The organism is Pantoea sp. XAF26B01_ASV70, assembly GCF_054512635.1.
In genome coordinates this window covers 383,611-403,376 of record NZ_CM137251.1, presented here as the reverse complement: position 1 = coordinate 403,376, position 19,766 = coordinate 383,611, and the positions used below count along the sequence as shown (strand labels likewise).

At 56.6% G+C, this 19,766-nt stretch carries 18 protein-coding genes and 1 pseudogene; 7 read left to right on the top strand and 12 right to left on the bottom strand.

All coding sequences use genetic code 11. The annotated features are described in order from the left end of the window. Window positions 1–39 precede the first annotated feature (39 nt). From dam to aroK, 4 genes are all read right to left on the bottom strand, one after another. Complete coding sequence (gene dam, locus ACX8ZY_RS01850) at window positions 40–855, bottom strand: adenine-specific DNA-methyltransferase (protein WP_022624047.1); 816 nt, start codon at window positions 853–855, stop codon at window positions 40–42. 93 nt (window positions 856–948) lie between these two features. Next, window positions 949–2,001 (bottom strand): SPOR domain-containing protein, encoded by a 1,053-nt coding sequence (locus ACX8ZY_RS01845; protein ID WP_158148949.1) that lies wholly within the window; start codon window positions 1,999–2,001, stop codon window positions 949–951. Window positions 2,002–2,073: 72 nt separating this feature from the next. Beyond that, window positions 2,074–3,162, bottom strand: coding sequence for a 3-dehydroquinate synthase (gene aroB / locus ACX8ZY_RS01840; protein WP_010253124.1), 1,089 nt, complete (start codon window positions 3,160–3,162; stop codon window positions 2,074–2,076). Between the two features lie 38 nt (window positions 3,163–3,200). After that, entirely contained in the window at window positions 3,201–3,722 is a 522-nt protein-coding gene (gene aroK / locus ACX8ZY_RS01835) for a shikimate kinase AroK (RefSeq protein ID WP_003852989.1), read from the bottom strand. A 97-nt stretch (window positions 3,723–3,819) separates the two neighbouring features. Between aroK and ACX8ZY_RS01830 the strand changes: the two genes are divergently transcribed. After that, a complete protein-coding gene (locus tag ACX8ZY_RS01830; protein WP_223265993.1) occupies window positions 3,820–3,993 on the top strand; it encodes a hypothetical protein in 174 nt (57 codons plus the stop codon). Window positions 3,994–4,084: 91 nt separating this feature from the next. Here ACX8ZY_RS01830 and hofQ read toward each other — a convergent pair whose 3' ends face one another. Genes hofQ through pilM form a run of 5 tightly spaced genes read right to left on the bottom strand, consistent with a single transcriptional unit; the run spans window position 4,085 to window position 7,500 of the window. Continuing rightward, entirely contained in the window at window positions 4,085–5,353 is a 1,269-nt protein-coding gene (gene hofQ / locus ACX8ZY_RS01825; protein WP_158148948.1) for a DNA uptake porin HofQ, read from the bottom strand. Then, the gene (locus ACX8ZY_RS01820) at window positions 5,295–5,675 is read right to left on the bottom strand and encodes a DNA utilization family protein (protein ID WP_158148947.1); all 381 of its coding nucleotides are present in this window, start codon (window positions 5,673–5,675) and stop codon (window positions 5,295–5,297) included. Before ACX8ZY_RS01820 ends, hofQ begins: the two co-directional genes overlap by 59 nt. Continuing rightward, on the bottom strand, window positions 5,665–6,159 hold the full coding sequence (locus tag ACX8ZY_RS01815) for a HofO family protein (protein ID WP_158148946.1): 495 nt from the start codon (window positions 6,157–6,159) through the stop codon (window positions 5,665–5,667). Before ACX8ZY_RS01815 ends, ACX8ZY_RS01820 begins: the two co-directional genes overlap by 11 nt. Next, window positions 6,152–6,694, bottom strand: coding sequence for a PilN domain-containing protein (locus ACX8ZY_RS01810; RefSeq protein ID WP_158148945.1), 543 nt, complete (start codon window positions 6,692–6,694; stop codon window positions 6,152–6,154). The genes ACX8ZY_RS01815 and ACX8ZY_RS01810 overlap by 8 nt, the downstream gene beginning before the upstream one ends. Beyond that, window positions 6,694–7,500: a type IV pilus biogenesis protein PilM gene (gene pilM / locus ACX8ZY_RS01805; RefSeq protein WP_132499652.1), complete on the bottom strand. Its 807-nt coding sequence runs from the start codon at window positions 7,498–7,500 to the stop codon at window positions 6,694–6,696. Before pilM ends, ACX8ZY_RS01810 begins: the two co-directional genes overlap by 1 nt. 116 nt (window positions 7,501–7,616) lie before the next feature. On the opposite strand from pilM, the pseudogene mrcA reads away from it, so the two are divergent. Further along, window positions 7,617–10,167, top strand: a pseudogene (mrcA, locus tag ACX8ZY_RS01800) (peptidoglycan glycosyltransferase/peptidoglycan DD-transpeptidase MrcA). A gap of 73 nt (window positions 10,168–10,240) precedes the next feature. Here mrcA and nudE read toward each other — a convergent pair. Then, window positions 10,241–10,804: an ADP compounds hydrolase NudE gene (nudE, locus tag ACX8ZY_RS01795; protein WP_010253151.1), complete on the bottom strand. Its 564-nt coding sequence runs from the start codon at window positions 10,802–10,804 to the stop codon at window positions 10,241–10,243. 391 nt (window positions 10,805–11,195) lie between these two features. Between nudE and ACX8ZY_RS01790 the strand changes: the two genes are divergently transcribed. From ACX8ZY_RS01790 to pckA, 5 genes are all read left to right on the top strand, one after another. Further along, window positions 11,196–13,331 carry an intracellular growth attenuator family protein gene (locus ACX8ZY_RS01790; protein ID WP_010253154.1) on the top strand — a complete coding sequence of 712 codons (2,136 nt, stop codon included), beginning with the start codon at window positions 11,196–11,198 and terminating at the stop codon, window positions 13,329–13,331. Window positions 13,332–13,388: 57 nt separating this feature from the next. Then, window positions 13,389–14,036, top strand: a complete 648-nt coding sequence (gene yrfG / locus ACX8ZY_RS01785) for a GMP/IMP nucleotidase (RefSeq protein ID WP_022624036.1) — start codon at window positions 13,389–13,391, stop codon at window positions 14,034–14,036. Between the two features lie 13 nt (window positions 14,037–14,049). After that, on the top strand, window positions 14,050–14,454 hold the full coding sequence (gene hslR, locus ACX8ZY_RS01780; RefSeq protein ID WP_010253159.1) for a ribosome-associated heat shock protein Hsp15: 405 nt from the start codon (window positions 14,050–14,052) through the stop codon (window positions 14,452–14,454). Window positions 14,455–14,503: 49 nt separating this feature from the next. Then, window positions 14,504–15,370, top strand: coding sequence for an Hsp33 family molecular chaperone HslO (hslO, locus tag ACX8ZY_RS01775; RefSeq protein WP_010671560.1), 867 nt, complete (start codon window positions 14,504–14,506; stop codon window positions 15,368–15,370). A 368-nt stretch (window positions 15,371–15,738) separates the two neighbouring features. Beyond that, entirely contained in the window at window positions 15,739–17,358 is a 1,620-nt protein-coding gene (pckA, locus tag ACX8ZY_RS01770) for a phosphoenolpyruvate carboxykinase (ATP) (protein WP_010253165.1), read from the top strand. Window positions 17,359–17,397: 39 nt separating this feature from the next. Here the strand turns inward: pckA and envZ are convergent, their stop codons facing one another. Then, window positions 17,398–18,765, bottom strand: coding sequence for a two-component system sensor histidine kinase EnvZ (gene envZ / locus ACX8ZY_RS01765; protein WP_010253168.1), 1,368 nt, complete (start codon window positions 18,763–18,765; stop codon window positions 17,398–17,400). After that, window positions 18,762–19,481 carry an osmolarity response regulator transcription factor OmpR gene (gene ompR, locus ACX8ZY_RS01760; protein ID WP_003853014.1) on the bottom strand — a complete coding sequence of 240 codons (720 nt, stop codon included), beginning with the start codon at window positions 19,479–19,481 and terminating at the stop codon, window positions 18,762–18,764. The genes envZ and ompR overlap by 4 nt, the downstream gene beginning before the upstream one ends. Window positions 19,482–19,766: the final 285 nt, after the last annotated feature.

Sequence of the window (19,766 nt, the reverse complement as noted above, 5' to 3'; positions counted from 1 at the left end):
CGCAGGCTGGCGTAATGCGTTGGTCGCGGACGAAACAGACTAGCTATAAAGTGCCAGCAGTTCGTCGACCTTGGTGCGACCCGTTATGCTTCGGCTGATAGAACGCCGGGCTTTGACCACATGTAACTCTGCATCCTGATACCATAAACGCGTCAGTGCAGTGTCGTGGTTAGAAATCAGTACCGGTATCCGGTTCTCCGACGAAGCCAGCTTTGCCGCTAACGCCGCCAGGTTCTCCTGCTCACGCAGGCTGAAGCTGTTGGTGTGATAAGCCGTGAAATTGGCCGTTGCCGACAGCGGCGCATAAGGCGGATCGCAATAGACTACCGAGCCTTTACCGGCATTGGTCAGGGTAACATCGTACGATTCACAGACAAACGTCGCTTTTTGCGCACGCTCGGCAAACCATAACAGTTCTGCTTCCGGAAAGTAGGGTTTGCGATAGCGGCCAAACGGCACGTTGAACTCGCCACGCAGGTTATAGCGACAGAGGCCGTTGTAACAGTGACGGTTCAGATAGAGGAACAACAGCGCGCGCAGGTAGGCGTCGGTGCTGGTGTTAAATTCGGTGCGACGCTGGTAATAACAGATCTCGTTGTTACTTTCCGGCGTAAACAGCAGCTGCGCGTCACGGATGAAATCCGCCGTGCGCGTTTTAACAATGTTATAGAGATTAATCAGGTCACTGTTGATATCAGCCAGATGGTAGCGATCAAATTCAGTGTTCAGAAACACCGAACCCGCGCCAACAAAGGGTTCTACCAGACAGTCGCCTTGCGGCAGATGGCGATGGATCTCTTCTACTAAGGGAAATTTTCCCCCTGCCCATTTCAGGAAAGCGCGATTTTTTTTCATGCTGTCGTGGTTATTACATCTTATTGTGAGGCTGTGGCTGGACCGACAGCAGATCTGCGCTTAAAACGGGGCCAGAAACTGGCCCCACATCCGCTATTGGCTGGCTTCTTTCTTCACCTGGCTTACTGGTTTAACCCACGGGTTCTTCGCACGCACTTCGGCAGGCAGTGAGGCTACCGCGCGTTTGGCATCAGCCGGTGTGGCATAGGAACCACTCACCAGCACGTACCACGACTGACCGTTACGGGTGGTTTTGTAGACGTGATACCCACTCAGATTCTGCTGCTTAGCCCAGGCATTCAGGCTTTCCGCCTTCGATGCACCGCTCAGCTGCAGGGTATAGCTGCCGCCTGGCAATGATTTGCTGGCTGAACTGCTGCCTGCCGCCGCAGTGGCCGGAGCAGAAGGGGCTGGCGTACGTGCTGGCGTGGTATGTGTTTTGCTGTCACGGGTTGCAGGCTTCGAAGCAGTTTTATGCGATGAATCGTGCGCCGGACGGGCAGAAGTGTTTGATTTGTTTGGCGTCTGACGGCCTGCAGGGGCCGTAACCGGATTCGCAGCCGTTCCGGCATTGCCGCTGACCGTGGCAGGGGCTGTTGGCAGTGAACTGCCACCCTGCGTGCCCATCGCGGCACTGTCGACCTGCTGCTGCTGATTACTCAGCGCGCTGTTCAGATCGCCCGGCAGCGTGACACGCTGCTGATTTGCTGGCGTCTCAACAGGGGCGGCCTGCGTAGGCGTTGAAGCCACAGGCGGCATTGAGACGTCGCGCTGCGGGTCAGACGCAGCATTACCGCTGGTCGCCGCGTTATTTTCGCTGGTAGCTGGCGTGGTCTGCCCGCCGGTTGGCGTCGTCTGTCCACCTGACATGGAAGAGGAGCCAGCCAGGTCGATGTTCTTCTCACTGCCGGAACCGCCGCCAGCGGCAGGCGTATTGCCCGCAGTCGCAGGTTTTTTCTCATCCGGGCCATTCAGCGCCGAACCAATACCCAGTACCAGTAACAGCAGAACCAGGATCCCGACACCCATCATGATGCGCTGGCGCGAAACCGGTATTTTGGCTGCGGGAGACGACTTACGAGGGCGCGAGGGACGGCGATCGCTGGCGTCAGGTTTTAACTCATCTTCCGGTTTAAACTCATCCATTTTGCCTCCTCCGTAAAGCGGCATTCCGCACTGCGCACCCTGCGCGCCGCGTCACCACTCAACTGCTTAATCTCAGGATTGCTGACAATCATTAATTGCAGCCAGCACCATATCATGTGCCACGCCACCACGCACTTCAGAGCGGCCAATCGACAGCGGGAGTACCAGCCGCAATTCGCCCGCCAGAACTTTCTTATCGCGCATCATGTGCGGCAGATACATCTCCGCACTCATCGCCTCCGGCCCATGTACCGGCAAACCGGCACGCAGGAACAGAGCAATAATGCGGTCCGTCTCCTGTGCCTGGAACTGCCCCAGGCGTTCAGCCGTGCGTGCCGCCATCACCATGCCCGCTGCAATCGCTTCACCGTGCAGCCAGTTGCCATAGCCCATGTGTGCTTCAATCGCATGACCAAAAGTATGGCCCAGATTCAGCAACGCCCGCTGACCGTTTTCACGTTCATCGGCGGCCACGACTTCGGCTTTCAGTTCACAGCAGCGACGAATGCAGTACGCCAGCGCCTGTTCATCCAGCGCCAGCAGGGCATCAAGATTCTGCTCCAGCCACTGGAAAAACGCACCGTCGAGGATGATGCCGTACTTAATCACTTCCGCCAGACCCGACGCCAGTTCGCGCGCGGGCAACGTCTGCAGACAGGCAGTATCAATCACCACCGACGCGGGTTGATAAAACGCGCCGATCATGTTTTTGCCCAGCGGATGGTTAACGGCCGTTTTGCCGCCAACCGAAGAGTCGACCTGCGACAGTAAGGTGGTCGGTACCTGAATAAAGCGTACGCCACGCTGATAACTGGCCGCAGCAAAACCGGTAAGATCGCCAATGACGCCGCCGCCTAAGGCGATAAGCGTCGTATCACGACCGTGCGGCTTTTGCAGGAGCGCGGTAAAAACCTGATCCATCACGGCCAGCGTCTTATATTGCTCGCCGTCGGGTAAGATCACCTGATCCACTTTTACACCTGCCGCCGTCAGCAGCGCCGTCAGCTGGTCAAGATAAAGCGGAGCCAGCGTCTGGTTTGTCACCACCATGGCGTTTTCGCCCGCGGTTAGCGGCCAAAAAGAAGCCGGATCGTTAAACAGTCCGGCAGCGATAGTGATGGGGTAACTGCGTTCCCCCAGTGAGACGGTGATCTTCTCCATGATGCCCGATACCTGTTAAGGAGCCTTCGAACGTTGGATCAACTTTTTTCCAACATGTGGATAATCTGATTCGCCACCACTTTCGCACTCTGATCATCTGTGCGAATGGTTACATCGGCGATCTCTTCGTAGAGCGGGTTACGTTCGCCAGCCAGCGCTTCGAGCACTTCACGCGGCGGTGAATCCACCTGCAGCAACGGACGTTTTTTGTCACGTTGGGTGCGCGCCAGTTGCTTCTCGATGGTGGTTTCAAGATAAACCACAACACCGCGGGCGGAGAGACGATTACGCGTTTCCCGGGATTTGACGGAACCACCGCCTGTCGCCAGGACGATGCCTTGCTTCTCGGTCAGTTCGTTAATGATTTTTTCTTCGCGATCGCGAAAGCCAGCTTCGCCTTCGACATCAAAAACCCAGCCCACATCCGCTCCGGTGCGTCGCTCAATTTCCTGATCGGAATCGAAGAACTCCATGTTGAGTTGCTGAGCCAACTGACGGCCAATAGTGCTTTTGCCGGCACCCATCGGCCCAACCAGAAAGATATTGCGTTTCTCTGCCATTTTGTCGGTATTACTAAGAATTCGTTAATGATACCCCGCGTTCAGCATTTGCTGGCGGGACAGGAACTGAGACCTCATGAGCGTTAGCAAGAGTCAGATGAAAAATTATCTCAACACTCAAGGCTGTTTGGCAACCGATTATATTGCCTTCAGCACATCCATTTCTGAATTGGCCTGTGTTCGCGAAACTGTAACGCGCCAGCGCTGCGTCTTTACAACGCTGCGTACAGAGGAGTTTTCTGATCTGTTTGCCGGGATTTACCCAGCATAGACGGTTACACCGTATTGAAAATCGCTAAACCTTGTAAGCTAATTCCTCTCCTGCGTCAACGCAGATGGCCTTAAGGGACGCATTTTCCGTTTTATCCAGCCGTAAGCGCTGCTTCCCTGACCAATCGCGGTGTAATGAAGATCACCAGCTCTCTTTTTTTGCGCTGATCAGATTGCTGGCGAAACAACCCGCCAATCAGCGGCACATTTCCCAGTAGCGGCACCTGATTCTGTCCGCGGGTGCGCTGCTGCTGAAAGATACCGCCTAACGCCAGTGTTTGCCCGTCACTGACCGTGACCTGGGTCTCAATTTCCTGTTTATCGATGGATAATATGTCGCTATCGCCGGTTCTGATGCTGCGACCCGGCATATTCTGACTGATATGGATCTTCAGCTGGATGCGACCATTGCCGGAAATCGTCGGTGTCACCTCCATACCCAGTACCGCTTCTTTAAACTCAATACTGGTGGCACCGCTGTTTCCTGCCGACACTTCATAAGGAATTTCTGTGCCCTGCTTAATCGAGGCGGTCTGCTGATGTGAGGTAAAGAGGCGCGGACTGGCGATGATTTCAATCTGGTTCTCCTGCTCCAGCGCACTTAACTCCAGATCCAGAAGCTGCCCTCCGATGCGCGCCAGCGCCATACCCACGCTGATGCCAGGTGAACTCACCGCCAGCGGAACATCCAGCCGGGGATGATGCAGGATATCTGTTACGGCGGCGTCCCCCGCCTGCAATCCCCACTTCACGCCCAGCTCCTGCAGATGCTCCTCGCTGATAGTAACGATGTGGGCTGACAGCTCAATCTGTTCCAGTGGCAGATCCAGCGCCCGTATCCAGCGCTCCGTCTCTTTTAAAGCCGCCGCACTATCGCGCAGTAACAATGCGTTGGTGCGTTTGTCGACCGTCACGCTACCGCGCGGTGTCATCAGCGACTGACGCTCACTCAGCAGGCTGGCATATACCTCGCTGGCGCTGGCATAACGCAATATCACAGCGCGCTGTTGCAAAGGAACCTGCTGCAACTGCGACTGCTGCTCAGCCTCACGTGCCTGCTGCTGAGCCTGCTGCCAGCTTTCCGGATAGACCAGCAGGACATTATCCTGTTCAACCAGCGTCAGCTTTGCCATGCGCGCCACCAGGTCCAGCGCCTGATGCCAGGGCAGGTTATCCAGCCGCAGCGATAACGAACCTTCAACCTCTGGCGCAATCATCAGATTGATCTGCTGATAGTCAGCCAGCGCCTGCAAAATACGCTCTACCGGGGCGTTATCAAAAGTCAGACTGAGAGGCTCCTCATCAGCGGCGTAAACCGGCAGCAGGCAGCTTAGTAGCAGCAGAGTGGTTATCATTATCATGCGAACGTCCTTTTAAATAAAATGCGGCCTGTTGTGCGTTGCAGCTATTCGGCACCGCTAAGGTGAGGCTGCGGCGGGTCATATCCGCCAGTTGCCAGGGTGCGAATGGAAATGGCTTGCCGGTGCGGGCCGTAATACTCTCTCCCTGCGGGGTCAGCAGCCAGGCATGGAAATGCGCCTCCCGGCCAATAATCCCCTGCAGACGCCAGCCCGTGAGCGGTTCCACTGTCGCCTCACAGACGGAACCGGCTACAGGCCGGAACGGATCGCGCGCCAGCACGCCGCCACAGCACAACAGTAAAATCAGCAGACTATGGCGCATCGTCAGGTTCCAGCCAGAGTTGAGCCACCAGGTACTGCGGCTGCGCCAGCAGCTGGAAATGCACCGGAAACGGTGCGGAGGCCTGGGCCAGCTCGGCAAAAAGCGACTGGAACGCCGGCCACTGCAGATGCAGCGTCAGCATGCGTGAGGGGGCGTCCGGCTGCCACTCATCCAGCTGGCTACGGCGTGCCGCCAGGATCTCTTCCACTGCACGGCCCGATGCAGATGCTGATCTCGCGATCTGTATCGACTGCAGCTGCGCCTGCAACTGTGCATTATCGGGGTTCTGACGCCACTGGTGCTGGCGCTGCTGCAGAGTGCGGATCAACTGCAACAGCGTATGCTGTTCAGCAATGAGCGCCTGCTGCTGTGGCCGTAACCACAGGATCCAGGAGAGCAGCAGCAGACCGGATAAGAGCGCGGCGAGCAAGCTATAGCGCGCAATAGCGGCCATCTGCCACCAGCGCTCCCACCATTCACTCACTGTTCACCTCCTGCATCTCTGCCCTCAGTGAAAACCGATAATGGCCATCAGCCTGACGCTTAACCCCGCCCTGCTTCACCAGACCAAACAGGGCCACAGTGGTTAATTGCTGGCGGAACTGTCGGACTGCCGCCATATCCTGTGCCCGCCCCTCCAGTGTCAGACGGTTGTCGCGCTTCTCCAGCCGGGTCAGCCAGGCGGTGTCGGGCAGCAACGCGGGTAAATCGAGCCAGAACTGCTGCCAGGCGGCCAGTTGTGCAGCCTGCTGGCGATGCTTCACCTGCTGTTTTTGCACGACCGCGAGCTGCTCCAGTAACTGCTTTTGTTGCGCTAACTGCTGCCCCAGGCTTTCCAGCGCCTGCTGCTGCGTCCTGCTCGCCTGTGCCACCTGCTGACGCGTCTGCTGGATCCGCCAGGTTTGCTGCATCACCACCAGTAACAGGGCGCCAGTCGCCAGTGACAGCACGACCAGGCTCTGTCGCCGCTGCTGTTGCCGACGGCGCTGCCGCCAGGGCAGCAGATTAACCGCGACCATCACTCATCTCCGTCGCGCAGCGCCAGCCCGGCCGCCAGCGCAAAAGCGCCCGGATTCTCCGGCAAAGGTGGCTGCTTATAACGAAACAGATCAAAAGGGGAAAACGCGCTAACGTCTGCGGGCAACGGCGTCTGCTCTGCGGTACACCAGGCGACAGAACGCGCCCCGGGAAAGGCCTGCCGTTGCAGTGCCTCCAGCGTGGCGGCTTCGCCTGTGTCAGCAGCGGTGTGCGCATCGCTCCAGAGCCAGCGGTTATCCTGCTGCAGAACCAGTACCGCATCGTCCTGCAGCGCTGCCTGCCGGGCTAACCGCTTCAGCGCCTCGGTGGTCAGTTCGAACACCTGCGGCTTTAAACCCGCCTGCAACAGGGGGGCCGCCCACTGGTCGATAATCTCCAGCCGCGCTGCCGTGACGCAGAGCTGCCCGCTCTGCACATCCGGCCGGTAATCCAGCGCCAGCGCAGCGGGCTCCAGCGGAAAGAGACGGCGCGCGGCCGCCTGCACGTAGTGCCCCAGCGCGGGCTCCTTCAGCGACTGCGCAGGCAGGGGAAGCTGGCGCTGCAGCACCAGCTGGGCTGGCAGTCCGACCCGCAGCGAATAACGGCGTGGCAACCGCTGACGCCAGGTCGTTAAGGCCGCCAGTAATTCAGGCGAAGATTGCAGCACGCCGTTTCTTAACGTATCTTGCGGCAGCCGCTGCTGCCACCAGTGGCGTAGCTGCCAGCCATCACGACGAGGCTGGAGGGCCAGGGCGCAAATCTGCCTATTCTGAATATCCAGCCCAATTTGCCAGGTATGAAAAGCCATACGCGCGATCTCCTTATCGTCCGGGAAAATGGACATATCAAAGCGTCTGGCTTGCCTTTATACTACCGCGCGGTTGTTTATAAACTGCTCAAACGACAACAGATGGGAAATTCCAGGTGAAGTTCGTAAAGTATTTATTGATCCTTGCAGTGTGTTGCATCCTGTTGGGAGCTGGCTCGATTTATGGTTTATACAAATACATAGAGCCACAGCTGCCCGACGTAAACACGCTGAAAGATGTGCGTCTGCAAACCCCTATGCAGGTTTACAGCGCCGATGGCGATCTGATCGCCCAGTATGGCGAAATGCGCCGTATTCCGTTGACTCTGCAGCAAGTGCCACCTGTGATGGTGAAAGCGTTTATTGCGACCGAAGATAGCCGTTTTTATGAGCACCATGGTGTTGATCCGGTGGGTATTTTCCGTGCGGCCAGCGTTGCGCTGGTCTCCGGTCACGCCTCGCAGGGTGCCAGTACTATCACTCAGCAACTGGCCCGTAACTTCTTCCTGAGCCCGGAACGCACCCTGATGCGTAAAATAAAGGAAGCGTTCCTGGCGATCCGCATTGAGCAGTTGCTGAACAAAGATGAAATCCTTGAGCTCTACCTGAATAAGATCTACCTCGGCTACCGTGCTTATGGCGTTGGCGCAGCCTCACAGGTCTATTTTGGTAAGCCGGTTGACCAGCTGTCGCTGAGTGAGATGGCGATGATTGCCGGTCTGCCGAAAGCCCCTTCCACCTTTAACCCGCTTTACTCGCCGAGTCGTGCCCTGTCGCGCCGCAACGTGGTGCTGGCGCGTATGCTGGATCAGCATTACATCACGCAGCAGCAGTATGATGAGGCGCGTAATACGCCGCTGGTCGCGAAGTATCACGGTCCGGAAATCGCTTTCTCTGCCCCCTATCTCAGCGAGATGGTGCGTCAGGAGATGGTGAAACGCTACGGTGAGAATGCCTACACCGACGGTTACAAGGTCTACACCACCGTGACCCGTCGCCTGCAGGAAGCCGCGCAGACCTCAGTTCGCAATAACGTCATGGCCTACGATATGCGTCATGGCTATCGCGGCCCGACCAGTGTGCTGTGGAAAGTGGGTGAACCGGCCTGGGATCAGACCAGGATTGAGAAAGCGCTGAAGACGCTGCCGGTCTATGGTCCGCTCAATCCGGCAGTCGTAACCGAAGCGCGCAGCGATGAAGCGACCGTGATGCTGAAAGATGGCAGCAATGTGTCGCTGGCATTAGCGGGTGTGCGCTGGGCGCGTCCTTATAAGTCTGACACCGTGCAGGGCCCGACGCCGAAAAGCGTGACGCAGGTATTGCAGGCCGGCCAGCAGATCTGGGTGCGCAAAGTGGGTGATGAGTGGTGGCTGGGCCAGGTGCCGGATGTGAACTCGGCGCTGGTCTCGCTGGATCCGAATGATGGTGCGGTGCGCGCGCTGGTAGGCGGCTTTGCCTTTAACCAGAGCATGTTTAACCGTGCGACCCAGGCGCTGCGTCAGGTCGGCTCTAACATCAAGCCTTTCCTCTATACCGCCGCAATGGATCGCGGGCTGACGCTCGCCTCAATCCTTAACGATGTGCCGATTTCACGCTGGGATGCGGGTGCGGGTGCTGACTGGCGTCCCAAGAACTCACCGCCAACTTACGATGGTCCGATTCGTCTGCGTCAGGGTTTAGGCCAGTCGAAAAACGTGGTGATGGTGCGTGCGATGCGTGCGATGGGCGTGGATTACGCCGCTGAGTATCTGCAGCGCTTTGGTTTCCCGGCTCAGAACATTGTTCACACCGAATCGCTGGCATTAGGTGCGGCCTCGTTTACCCCGTTACAGGTGGTGCGCGGCTACTCCGTGATGGCGAATGGCGGCTTCCTGGTCGATCCTTACTTCATCACCCGGATTGAGAACGAACAGGGCGGCCTCGTATTTGAAGAGAAACCGAAGATCGCCTGCCCGCAGTGCAATCTGCCAGTGATCTATGGCGAGACCAAAAAAGCACTGGCTCTGAATGAAGAGAGCGTCGAGAACGTTGCAGCCTCAAATAACAACCAGAATCAGGCCGTTCCTCAGCCTGAACTGGAGCAGGTTCCCGCTCAGGCACAACAGGGTGAGCAGCAATATGCACCCCACGTGATCAACACCCCGCTCACCTTCCTGATCAAGAGCGCGCTGAACAGTAACATCTTTGGCGAACCGGGCTGGATGGGAACAGGCTGGCGTGCCGGGCGTGACCTTAAGCGTAATGATATCGGCGGTAAAACCGGTACCACTAACAGCTCGAAAGATGCCTGGTTCTCGGGTTACGGCCCTGGCGTGGTCACCTCAGTCTGGATCGGCTTTGATGATGCGCGCCGCAATCTGGGCCGCAGCACGCTCTCCGGTGCCATTCCCGATCAGATTTCGGGCTATGAAGGCGGTGCGAAGAGCGCGCAACCGGCATGGGATGAGTACATGAAGAGTGCGCTGGATGGCGTACCGGTGCAGCCGTTAACGCCGCCGGATGGTGTGGTCACGGTGACGATTGATCGCAGCACCGGCAAGCTGGCAAATGGAGGGGGGTAACACCCGTCAGGAGTACTTCATCAATGGCACCCAGCCAACCGAATATTCGGTTCATGATGTGGGTACCACCATTATGGATAACGGTGAAAGTCACGAGCTGTTCTGATGTGACCCACGAAACCGCACTGTAAAAAAGGCCGACGTCAGTCGGCCTTTTTTTATTCAGTCACAGATGATATTCAGTAACTCAGCCGCCCCTGCTTCACCAGCCATTCGCGCGCCATAAACAGCGCACTGACATTACGTGCCTCGCGGAAATCGGGTTCATCCAGCAGCGACATCATATCGCTCAGCGGCCAGCGGTGGACAATCAGCGGCTCCGGCTCATCGCCTTCCAGCTTTTCAGCGTAAAGACCTTCCGCCACCACGATGTTCATTTTGCTGGAAAAGTAAGAGGGTGCCATGGTGAGTTTGCCCAGCGTTGTCAGCTGATCGGCACCAAAACCGACCTCTTCTTTCAGTTCGCGAACTGCCGCTTCATTCACGGTTTCACCTGAATCGATCAGCCCCTTGGGGAAACCAAGCTCATAGGTTTCCAGTCCGACGGCATACTCCTGAATCAGGATCAGATGGTCATCAATAATCGGCACAATCATCACCGCTTCACGCTCTGAGGGCTTCATCCGCTCATAAACGCGATGCGCACCATTGCTGAAAGTCAGATCGACCGATTCAATGGTGAATAACCGTGAACGTGCCACGGCGGTGATATTGAGGATGTCAGGTTTTTTTGGAATTTTCATATCAGCCTCAAATTATTTTGCGCCGGCTATCTGGAGCGAATTAGCATACCTAACCACAGGCAATTGTGCGACAGTCAGACAATCACGTTATCGTTACACAGATTACATCGATTGAATAACAGCCTTTGGTTATCACTTAAGACTAAATTTGCATTAGTCAATATGCTGCGATAAGTTTCAGATAATACCGATATTTAATCCAGTCTGAGCCGGTTACCATTCGGACAAGGCAGGGTTTAACAAATGCTAATCAGATATACGCTGGCACTATTTCATCGGGTGTCTGACTCCTCAGGGTTATATAATCTTCCGGAATGCCTCTTTTATAGTGAGCATAACCGAAAGCGAAAGTTTAAAGTGAAGGCAGCATTTTGGCTGAATTGAGCAGAGCATGAGCACAATCTTGATGATCCTGGCCATAGTGCTGACCTGTTCAATCCTGGCAGGCATTGGGTTCTGGTACGCTATGCGGCATCGTCCGCCGTTGGCGAAACCTCTGCCATTTATCAGTCCGCCCTGCCGTAAACTGTCTGCTCAGGAGCGTGAGGCGGTTGATAAGTATGTCGCCGCGCTGGAAAAGCAGCCCCGTACCACGGTGACGACCGATAAGCGCAGCGCGTCCGAACGACTGACGCTGACGGCACAAAGCAACAATGTCTACCCCGTTACCCGTGCGATTACCCGCTACGGACTCTCTACGGACGATCCCCATAAATGGCGCTACTACCTTGATGAAGTTGAAGTTCATCTGCCGCCGCTGTGGGAACAGTACATCGCCGACGAAAACTACGTTGAGTTAATCCGCACCCAATCTATTCCGCTGGTGATCTCGCTGAACGGCCACTCGCTGGTGGATTACGCCGTGGATCAGCAATCGCTGCCGACGCTGATGCGTCCGGTGTCGACCAACGCCTCTATCCGCAAAGCGGAAACGGAAAACGTCGAACTGCTGCAGGTGCGCAAAGAGACGCCGGAAGAGTATCGTCTGTCGCGACCAGATGGCACGCGTGAAGCGGTGCTCATCTCTCTTGCCTTCTTACTCTTCTTCTTCAGCCTGTTAGTCCCCGCAACGCTGATGATCTGGCTGGTGCTGACGGGTGCAGTCATGATTGCCGCCAGCCTGTGGCTGCTCTACCGCATTCCGGGTGAGCGCGGCCTGCGTGACATACACTGCCTGCGCGGCGCGCCAAAGCGCTGGGGCCTGTTCAGCGAATCGAACCAGGAGCAGAGCAATATCACGCTGGGGATTATTGACCTCGCCTATCCACCACACTGGCAGCCTTATGTCGCGCACGATCTCGGACAGGTGACGGATGTGGAGATCTACCTTAACCGTCAGGTGGTGCGTCAGGGTCGCTTCCTGTCGCTGCAGGATGAAGTCAAAAACTTCCCTATTCAGCGCTGGCGGAAAAACGTGGTGCTGGCCTGCGGTTCACTGATGGTGCTGACCATGCTGGTCACCTGGATCCCGCTCGGCATGCCGATCAAACTCAGTCTGGCCTGGGCCAGGGGCACTGACAGCCTGGAGGTCAGCAGCGTCGATAAACTCAGCAGCGTGCCCCTGAATATTGGCGACAACCTCAAAGTGAGCGGTACCGGCATGTGTTCGGTGCCGGACAACTATCAGAGCAACCGAAGTTACGCCTTCATGCCGTTCGACTGCTCGGCGGTCTACTGGAATAACGCCACGCCGTTGCCGCAGCCACAATCGGACATTATTGATAAAGCCGCTGCTCTGCTGGAGACCACCACAAAGCAGCTGCATCCGGAAACCAATACCGATCCTAAACTGAATCCGCAGCTGGCCTCCGCGATTCAGAAGTCCGGCATGATCCTGCTGGATGACTTCTCCGATCTGGTGATGAAAACGCAGGATCTCTGTAATCAGCCACAGGATTGTATGCGCCTGAAAAATGCGCTGGTGAACCTGGGCAATGCCAAAGACTGGGAAGCGCTGATGCGTCGCGCAGATTCCGGCCAGCTAAACGGCATGAATGTGCTGCTGCGGCCGGTCAGTGCCGAAGCCCTGGAAAACCTGGTCAATACCGCCACCTCGACCTTCTTTTTCCGCGAAACCCGTCGGGCGGCAGAAAATCTTAACAGCCCGCCGCCAGGGGGGTTCCTGATCGTCAGCGACGAGGGTCGCCAGCTGGTGAATCAGCCTCAGCCAACCGTGTCGCTGTTTGATCTCGATCCGCCCTCTCAGTGGCGCGAACTGCAACGTATCTCCGCCATGCTGCTGCATACGCCTTTCAGCGCCAGCGGCATCATCACCAGCATTTCAACGGATGCCAACGGCACGCGTCACATCGTGCTGCACAATGAACCGGATGCCATGGCGCAGTGGCGCTATCTCGGCACCGTATTGCTGCTATTGGTGCTGCTGACCTGCGGTGTGATCAATGGGTTACTGGCGCTGCGCCGTATGCACCTTAATCGCCAGCGCATGATCGATATCCAGCACTACTACGACAAGTGTTTCAATCATAACCTCGGCACTTTGCAGAGCGTGCGCCCGATATTCTGAGCCCTGCCCTTCTGTGCTACCCTGTCGCCCGGTTTTTTTACAGGGTGAAACATCCGCATGCTCAACTGGTCTGAGATTGATACCGTGCTGCTCGACATGGATGGCACGCTGCTGGATTTGGCATTTGATCGCCACTTCTGGCTGGAGCATGTGCCTGAACAACTCAGTCAGCAACGCGGCATCACCCGGGCGGAAGCCGAAGCGATCATCGCGGAAAAGTATCAGGCCGTCGCCCATACGCTAAACTGGTATTGTCTGGATTACTGGGCAGAAGCGCTGGCGCTGGACATCCGTGCCATGACCTGGGCGATGCGCAGCCGCATTGCGCTGCGTGACGATACGCTGCCTTTTTTGCAGGCTCTGCGCCGCGCGGGCAAGTCCACTATCCTGCTGACCAACGCGCATCCTTACAATCTGGACGTCAAACTGGCGCAGACAGGTTTAGCGCCGCACCTTGATTTATTACTTTCCACCCATACCTTTGGGTATCCGAAAGAAGACCAACGTTTATGGCAGGCGGTACAACAGCACACCGGCTTTTCTGCGCCGCGCACGCTGTTTATCGATGATAGCGAAGTGATTCTGGATGCTGCGGCGTCATGGGGCATCGGCGAGTGCTTAGGCGTAAAGAACCCCGATTCGGGTCGTCCTGAGCAAATCTTTCAGCGTCATCGCGCCACCGGCGACTACCGGACGCTGATCTGAGTCAGGAGCAGCAATGAAGAAAGAGAAAAGCAGCGAAGAGGTACGCCTCGACAAGTGGCTGTGGGCCGCGCGCTTTTACAAAACCCGGGCGATTGCGCGGGAGATGATTGAAGGCGGCAAAGTGCATTACAACGGCCAGCGCAGCAAACCCGGCAAGGTGGTAGAGCTGAATGCGGAACTGACACTGCGTCAGGGCAACGATGAACGCACCGTGGTGGTGGCGGACATCAGCGCTCAGCGCCGTCCCGCCAGCGAGGCCCAGCAGCTCTATCGCGAAACCGATGCCAGCATTGAAAAACGCGAAAAAATGGCGCAGGCGCGCAAAATGAATGCGCTGACTATGCCCCATCCCGATCGGCGACCTGACAAAAAAGAGCGTCGCGATTTGATGAAGTTTAAATTATCGGGCGATGAATAACGCCGTCTTAGCTGACGCGCCATCGCCCCGTACCAGTGAGAGAAAAAATATGTCAGCCCAGGATCAACTGCACCGTTATCTGTTTGAAAATGCCGCCGTGCGCGGCGAGCTGGTGAACGTCTCTGACACCTGGCGTGAAACCGTAAAGAACCATGATTATCCGGCACCGGTTAAAACGCTGCTGGGTGAGATGCTGGTCGCCACCAGCCTGCTGACTGCCACGCTGAAGTTTGATGGCGAAATCACCGTGCAATTGCAGGGTGACGGTCCGCTGTCGCTGGCGGTGATCAACGGTAACAACAACCAGGAACTGCGCGGCGTAGCGCGCATCAAAGGCGACATCCCGGACGACAGTACCCTGAAAAGCATGGTGGGCAATGGCTATCTGGTAATCACCATTTCCCCTGAAAAGGGCGAACGTTATCAGGGTGTGGTGGGACTGGAAGGTGAAACACTGGCGGAGTGCCTGGAAGATTACTTCATGCGCTCAGAGCAGCTGCCAACGCGGCTGTTTATCCGCACCAGCGACAAAGGCGCCGCGGGTATTCTGCTGCAGGTGATGCCGGCGCAGGATACGGAGAAAGAGGTTTTCGACCATCTGGCAACGCTGACCGAAACCATTAAAACGGAAGAGCTGATCGATCTGCCTGCGAATGAAGCGCTGTGGCGTCTCTACCATCAGGAAGAGGTCACCCTCTACGATCCGCAGCCAGTGATCTACAAATGCACCTGCTCGCGTGAGCGCTGTGGCGAAGTACTGACCACGCTGCCGCAGGAAGAGGTGGATGAGATCATCGCGGAAGATGGCAAAATCGACATGCACTGCGACTATTGCGGCTCAAACTACGTGTTTGACGCCGTCGATATCGCCGGTATTCGCAGCCACTCCCTTGAGAATAATAACCAGCTTCACTGATTTATCGGGCGGCTTCTGCCGCCCCTTCCCCGCCGCCAATGCCTATCCCCATAATTTTTCAGACAAATTATCTTTTTTTACTTTCATAACATCTTTTAAACGTTCGAAACATAGCCTTAACGCGCCCTGAGTCGCATTTTTAGATCACTGCCCTTTTTCCCTTAACGCAGAAGAGTAAACTGCGCGCGATCGTGCAAACGCCCGGAAGTCAGAGGCAGATGCCCTGAATTGCCCGGTGATCTTTGCAGGCTGTCGTGACGAAGCGCAGTCGACTGTCAGTGATTTGCCGCACCCGATACAACAGCCGGTGGCACGATCCCAACCTATCTCTGCTTTGCAGAACAGACACCGATTTAAGGAGCAGTAAAATGCGCGTTAACGGCCTGACCTCGCAAGACCTTGCCGCTTTGGGCATCGTGGATACCACGGAAGTGGTTTACAACCCTGATTACGACACGCTTTTTCAGGAAGAGACGCGCCCGGACCTCGAAGGTTTTGCTCGTGGCACCCTGACGCAGAGCGGCGCGATTGCAGTAGACACCGGGATTTTCACCGGGCGATCGCCAAAGGATAAGTACATTGTGCGTGACGACACCACGCGCGATACCCTGTGGTGGAACGACCAGGGCACCGGCAAAAACGACAATCAGCCCCTGTCGCAGGAGACCTGGAACGCGCTGAAAAGCTGCGTCACCCGCCAGCTTTCCGGCAAGCGCCTGTTTGTGGTGGATGCGTTCTGTGGTGCCAATGCCGATTCCCGTCTGAGCGTACGTTTTGTCACCGAAGTGGCCTGGCAGGCACACTTCGTGAAGAACATGTTCATCCAGCCTGACGACGCTGAACTGGCCGAATTCACTCCCGACTTTGTGGTGATGAACGGCGCCAAATGCACCAATCCAGACTGGCAGGCGCAGGGTCTTCACTCTGAAAACTTTGTCGCCTTCAATCTGACTGAACGCATGCAGCTGATTGGCGGAACCTGGTACGGCGGCGAGATGAAGAAAGGTCTGTTCGCCATCATGAACTACCTGCTGCCGCTGAAAGGCATCGCCTCAATGCACTGCTCAGCAAATGTGGGTAAAGCGGGCGATGTGGCGGTCTTCTTTGGCCTCTCGGGCACCGGCAAAACCACACTTTCTACCGATCCTGACCGCCAGCTGATCGGTGACGATGAGCACGGCTGGGACGATGATGGCGTGTTTAACTTCGAGGGCGGCTGCTACGCCAAAACCATCAACCTCTCTGAGCAGGCTGAGCCGGAGATTTACCGCGCCATTCGCCGCAATGCGCTGCTGGAAAATGTGGTGGTTCGCGAAGATGGCAGCGTCGATTACGACGACGGCAGCAAAACCGAAAACACCCGCGTCTCCTATCCGATCAATCACATCGACAATATCGTGCAGCCGGTCTCAAAAGCGGGCCACGCGAAGAAAGTGATTTTCCTGACCGCCGATGCGTTTGGCGTGCTGCCACCGGTTTCACGTCTGACACCGGAGCAGACGCAGTATCATTTCCTGTCAGGTTTCACCGCCAAACTGGCGGGGACCGAGCGTGGCGTCACTGAGCCGACCCCCACCTTCTCCGCCTGTTTCGGCGCGGCGTTCCTGATGCTGCATCCGACGCAGTATGCGGAAGTGCTGGTGAAACGGATGGAGGCGTCCGGTGCGCAGGCTTATCTGGTCAATACCGGCTGGAACGGCAGCGGCAAACGCATCTCACTGAAGAATACCCGCGCCATTATCAATGCCATTCTGGCGGGTGAGCTGGATGATGCGCCGATGGAAACGCTGCCGATCTTTAATCTGCAGATGCCGGTTACGCTGGGCGAACTGGATAGTGATACGCTCGATCCGCGTCGTAGCTGGGAGAGTGAGGAGAAGTGGACCGCCGCCGCCGAAGGTCTGGCGCAGCGCTTTATTGATAACTTCGACAAGTACACGGATAACGCTGCAGGTGCTGCGCTGGTGAAAGCTGGCCCGCAACGCTAAAAGAAGCGGCGCGGCAATGAAACTGCCGCGCCGTTTTTATCATCCCGACACGCTGTTGCTGCCGTTGTTGTGGCTCAGCGCCATGCTTTCCACTAACGGCAACCAGGCACGAATGCGTAAACCGCCGCGTTCGCTCTCGCCAATCTCCAGCGAGCCCTGATGAGCATCAATAATACGCTGCACGATCGCCAGGCCCAGACCGGTACCGCTGGTGCTGCGGGCGCTGTCGCCGCGCACAAAGGGCTGGAACAGATGCGCCAGCTGATCCGGCTTAATGCCAGGTCCATCATCTTCCACCTGGAACCAGGCACGATGCAGTTCCCGTCCGCTGCTGACCCTGATCCAGCCATTACCGTATCGCGCGGCGTTGACCACCAGGTTAGCCAGTGCCCGTTTAATCGACAGCGGGTTGATATCCAGCATTAACTCTTCCGGCATCACCGCATTTTCGATCTCACGTTCATAGCCGCTTTCAGCGGCCACCACTTCGCCCAGCACACTGTTAAGGTCGGCCCGCTCAGTCTGCATCTCCTGACCGGTGCGCAGGTAGTCGATGAACTGTTCGATAATGGCGTTGCACTCTTCGATATCTTTATTAATCGATTCGGCCAGGTAGCCATCCTGCTCGCTCATCATCTCGGTGGCGAGACGAATACGGGTCAGCGGCGTTCGCAAATCGTGGCTGACGCCCGCCATTAACAGCGTGCGGTCATCCGCCAGCTGCTTCACCCCGGCCGCCATCTGGTTAAAGGCGCGGGTCACCGATCGCACTTCTGACGCGCCATACTCGCGCAGCGGCGGCGGAATAATCCCGCGCCCGACCTGCAGGGCGGCGTGCTCCAGATCCACCAGCGGTCGGTTCTGGATGCGGATAAACAGCCAGGCACCGCCAATCGCCAGCAGCATAATCGCCAGGGTGTAGCGGAACAGCGGCGAGAAGTCGCCCTGATGAATCTCAGTCAGCGGCACCCGCACCCAGATATCGGGCGACAGCCAGGTTTTCAGCCAGACGACGGGCGAGTTTTTGTTAACCTCAACCCGCACATCGGTGGGACCGCCAAGCTGCTGGCCCATCTGCTCGCTCAGGAATTCATAGTGCTGCGCCCATCGTAATCCGCTCTCCTCTGCTGCTGCATTGGTGTAGAGCGAGATCCCCAGTTCGCGGTAGATTTCCCGGCGAAACGCCGGTGGCACTTCCAGCTGCGTGCCATCTTCCAGCTGCAACCGGTCGGTCATCAGCATACGAACTTCGTAAGCGAGCACCTTATTGAACTGTTGCAGGCTGGGAAGAATGGCGAAGTTCAGCACCACCAGATAGGTCGTTACCAGGCTGACAAACAGCAGGGTAACGATCAGCAGCAGGGTGCGGGCAAACGAACTGCGAGGCGAGAAGCGCAGTCGCTTCATGCTTTACTGCCGTCCGGCACAAAGACGTAGCCCAGACCCCAGACGGTCTGGATATAACGCGGATGCGCAGGATCCTCTTCCACCATGCGACGCAGGCGGGAGATCTGGACGTCAATCGAACGTTCCATGGCGCTGTATTCACGGCCACGCGCCAGGTTCATCAGCTTATCGCGAGACAGCGGCTCACGTGGATGGCTGACCAGTGCTTTCAGCACCGCAAACTCACCGCTGGTCAGCGGCATCGGCTCATCTTCACGGAACATCTCGCGGGTGCCGAGGTTAAGTTTGAACTTACCAAAGGCGATGATCGCCTCTTCCTGCGAAGGCGCGCCTGGCAGTTCATTAGCCTGACGGCGCAGCACCGCACGGATGCGCGCCAGCAGCTCACGCGGGTTAAAGGGTTTAGGAATATAGTCGTCAGCGCCGATCTCCAGCCCCACGATACGATCCACCTCTTCGCCCTTGGCGGTCACCATAATAATCGGCATCGGGTTGCTCTGACTGCGCAGACGACGGCAGATAGAGAGACCATCCTCGCCTGGCAACATCAGGTCGAGCACCATCAGATGAAAGGATTCACGGGTTAACAGACGATCCATCTGCTCGGCATTAGCGACACTGCGCACCTGAAAGCCCTGCTCGGTGAGATAGCGTTCAAGCAGTGCACGCAGACGCATATCATCATCGACGACCAGAATTTTGTAGTTCTCTTGCATTTTCAACTCCCAAAGGCGCTATTGCCTGAGCCAACATTGTTAAAAAAAGATGCCTTATAGTGACAGTCATTAATGGTTTATATTCTAGCCAAAATTGTTACAAAGCATATTAAACAGGAGCTTATATTTGATTTAAGGCCATTTCGGGTCAGTTTTAACGCGTCTGGCGCTGCCCGGCCCCTGTTACGGCAAATCTGAAAAAACGGCTCTGTTTCTCTGAATCGCTGGCGTCAGAAGCGGGCCAGTTTTTATTCGATGAACGAATTCAGCAAGTTAGCAGACAAT